Below are 2,295 nucleotides of genomic sequence, written 5' to 3'. Positions count from 1 at the left end.
CTGCATCAGCTCGAAGCCGGGGATGCCGGCGGCGATCAGCCGGGCGTCCAGCGCGCGCACCTGTTCGGCACTGTGCAGGGTCAAGGGCAAGGGGGTAGGTGTCGGACGCATGGCTCGCTCGTGGCGGATGTCTGGCAGAATTATACCCACCTCCCCTGCGGTTGCCCTGCAATGCCCGTTTCTTCCCTCGATCTCCCCGCCCTCGCCCAGTCGATCAAGGACTGGGGCCGCGAGCTGGGCTTCCAGCAGGTGGGCATCGCCGGTGTCGAACTGGGCGAGCACGAAGCGCACCTCGAACGCTGGCTGGCCGCCGGCTACCAGGGAGAGATGGACTACATGGCCGCCCACGGCAGCAAACGCTCGCACCCGGAGCAGCTGGTGCCGGGCACCCTGCGGGTCGTGTCGCTGCGCATGGACTACCTGCCCGGCGATACGCAGATGGCCCGGCGCCTGGCCGAGCCTGAAAAAGCCTACGTGTCGCGCTACGCGCTGGGCCGCGACTACCACAAGCTGATCCGCAAGCGCCTGCAGCAACTGGCCGAACGCATCCAGACGGCGATAGGGCCGTTCGGCTACCGCGCCTTCGTCGACAGCGCGCCGGTGCTGGAAAAGGCCATCGCCGAACAGGCCGGCCTCGGCTGGATCGGCAAGAACACCCTGGTGCTCAATCGCAAGGCCGGTAGCTATTTCTTCCTCGGCGAACTGTTCGTCGACCTGCCGCTGCCGGTCGATGCGCCGCACGGCAGCGAGCACTGCGGACGCTGCAGCGCCTGCCTGGACATCTGCCCGACCGCCGCCTTCGTCGGCCCCTATGTGCTGGATGCGCGGCGCTGCATCTCCTATCTCACCATCGAGCTGAAGGGGCCGATTCCGGTCGAACTGCGTGAGCCCATCGGCAACCGGGTGTTCGGCTGCGACGACTGCCAGATCGTCTGTCCGTGGAACCGCTTCGCCCGCCCCACCGTGCAGGGCGACTTCCAGCCGCGCCACGGCCTGGACAACGCCGGCCTGGCCGAGCTGTTCCTGTGGACCGAAGAGGAGTTCCTGGCCCGCACCGAAGGCTCGCCGCTGCGCCGCGCCGGCTACGAGCGCTGGCTGCGCAACCTGGCGGTCGGCCTGGGCAATGCGCCCTCGACCATCCCGGTGCTGGAGGCATTGCAGGCTAGGCGCGAGCATCCGTCGGAACTGGTACGCGAGCATGTCGAGTGGGCGCTGGCGCGGCACCAGGAGCGTGGGCTGGGTTGAGGCGCGCAGCGCCGTAGCCCAACGCGCCATCCCCCAGCCGGGCTGCGCTAGGCTCAGCGCCAGCCTGCCGGCGCCCCCCCCTGCGCCCGGCTCAGACCTTGAGGAAATGCTCGCGGTAATGACGCAGCTCGGCGATGGACTCGCGGATATCGTCCAGTGCCTGGTGGGTGGCGGTCTTCTGGAAGCTGTCCCTGACCTGCGGCGCCCACATGCCGGCGAGGATCTTCAGGGTCGAGACGTCCAGATAGCGGTAGTGGAAGTAGGCTTCCAGATTGGGCATGTACTTGTAGAGGAAGCGCCGATCCTGACCGATGCTGTTGCCGCAGATCGGCGACTTGCCCTTGGGCACCCACTGCTCGAGGAAGGCGAGGGTCTGCGCCTCGGCCGCCGCGGTGTCGATGCGGCTCTCGCGCACGCGCTGGGTCAGGCCGCTCTGGCCGTGGGTGCGGGTGTTCCACTCGTCCATCGCGGCCAGCGCCGCGTCGCTCTGGTGAATGGCGATCACCGGGCCCTCGGCCAGCACGTTCAGTTCGCTGTCGGTGACGATGGTGGCCATCTCGATGATCACGTCCCGCTCCGGCTCCAGGCCGGTCATCTCCAGGTCGATCCAGATCAGGTTGTTGGGGTTCTGCATGGTGTGCGGCTCCTTGGCTCAGGCGGCAAGTCTAGCGGATATCGGCGCCGCCGATCTGCCACAGCAGCAACTGCGTCTGCCGCCCCTGATTCAGTTCGCGCACGGCATTTGGGGCCACCCCGGGGATGGCGAAGCTGTTGCTGATCAACCAGCTGCCGGGCGCCATCTCCTCCCGCGCCTTGGCCCACAGGCGCGCCATCGGCACCGGCGAAAGGAAGCAGTAGACGACGTCGAACGGTGCCAACTCGGTACGCCACAGGCTCCCGTAGCGGATGCTGCAGTTGCCCTGCCCCAGGCAGCGCAGCCAGGCCAGGAGAAACAGCAGCGGCGCGCTCTCGACGCCGACGAAGCGTCCGCGCGGGAAGCGCCGCGCCAGGTGCAGCAGGGTGCCGGCGGTGCCGCAACCGAGGTCGACG

The 2,295-nt window shown here is 68.2% G+C and carries 4 protein-coding genes; 1 reads left to right on the top strand and 3 read right to left on the bottom strand.

What is annotated here, in order from left to right; translation table 11 throughout:
* On the bottom strand, window positions 1-111 hold a 111-nt coding region (locus N878_RS29630), incomplete at its 3' end, for a hypothetical protein (RefSeq protein ID WP_256218106.1).
* Between the two features lie 60 nt (window positions 112-171).
* Between N878_RS29630 and queG the strand changes: the two genes are divergently transcribed.
* A complete protein-coding gene (queG, locus tag N878_RS18070) occupies window positions 172-1,245 on the top strand; it encodes a tRNA epoxyqueuosine(34) reductase QueG (RefSeq protein ID WP_021444984.1) in 1,074 nt (357 codons plus the stop codon).
* Between the two features lie 91 nt (window positions 1,246-1,336).
* Here the strand turns inward: queG and orn are convergent, their stop codons facing one another.
* Both orn and N878_RS29090 read right to left on the bottom strand, forming a co-directional pair.
* Window positions 1,337-1,879: an oligoribonuclease gene (orn, locus tag N878_RS18065; RefSeq protein ID WP_021444983.1), complete on the bottom strand. Its 543-nt coding sequence runs from the start codon at window positions 1,877-1,879 to the stop codon at window positions 1,337-1,339.
* 31 nt (window positions 1,880-1,910) lie between these two features.
* On the bottom strand, window positions 1,911-2,295 hold a 385-nt coding region (locus tag N878_RS29090; protein ID WP_021444982.1), incomplete at its 5' end, for a trans-aconitate 2-methyltransferase.

Source organism: Pseudomonas sp. EGD-AK9 (genome assembly GCF_000465935.2).
Classification (GTDB): Bacteria; Pseudomonadota; Gammaproteobacteria; order Pseudomonadales; family Pseudomonadaceae; genus Aquipseudomonas.
Note: the sequence above shows the minus strand (reverse complement) of the source record. Positions and strands in the feature narration are given on the sequence as shown.

Bases quoted from the DNA above. Each gene is read 5' to 3' on its own strand.
- orn (WP_021444983.1), bottom strand. From the start codon at position 1,879: ATGCAGAACCCCAACAACCTGATCTGGATCGACCTGGAGATGACCGGC.
- queG (WP_021444984.1), top strand. From the start codon at position 172: ATGCCCGTTTCTTCCCTCGATCTCCCCGCCCTCGCCCAGTCGATCAAG.